Origin of the sequence: Gluconobacter sp. P1D12_c (assembly GCF_018812105.1) — a bacterium.
Classification (GTDB): domain Bacteria; phylum Pseudomonadota; class Alphaproteobacteria; order Acetobacterales; family Acetobacteraceae; genus Gluconobacter; species Gluconobacter oxydans_A.
In genome coordinates this window covers 1-479 of the sequence record NZ_JACSIQ010000393.1, presented here as the reverse complement: position 1 = coordinate 479, position 479 = coordinate 1, and the positions used below count along the sequence as shown (strand labels likewise).

Below are 479 nucleotides of genomic sequence, written 5' to 3'. Positions count from 1 at the left end.
GGCCATGCGTGTCAGACCAAGATTAATCCCATCCGCCAGGATCACCGTCAGCAGGGCGTTTTTGTCATCCGCGACACGGCTGGAACGGCGATGGGTAAAGCAGTCGGTGAAGCTGATCCAGCGGTCCACTTCCAGCAGAAGATCAGTAATCTTGATGCGTGGCAGCCGGTCGTAAGCCGCCCGCCTCAACTCTTCCACAGCAGGGGGTGTAATTGCTTTCAGAGGCGAAATCACAAGACCATGTGCATCAAGCCGGACCTGTGACAACTCGCCCTTCCTGGCAAGAGCCGTCACCCGGTTCAGCGCGGTTTCCAGCACTGCACGCCGTTGAGAAAGGAACGTGTCAGCCGTAGCATTGATCGCCAGAGGCAACGGTCCTTGCGCGCGCATCGCTGCAAACGTGGCTTCCGGAAGAAGGTAGGTGTCGAATGCGCGGTATTGGCGACTTTCCGTTACCCAGATGTCTCCGGCACGCAGAC

The 479-nt window shown here is 58.2% G+C and carries 1 protein-coding gene; it reads right to left on the bottom strand.

Annotated elements, in window-relative coordinates; genetic code table 11:
• Nucleotides 1–479, bottom strand: a 479-nt coding sequence (locus tag KP705_RS17330; RefSeq protein WP_215765174.1) for a Tn3 family transposase, incomplete at both ends; no start/stop codon positions are given.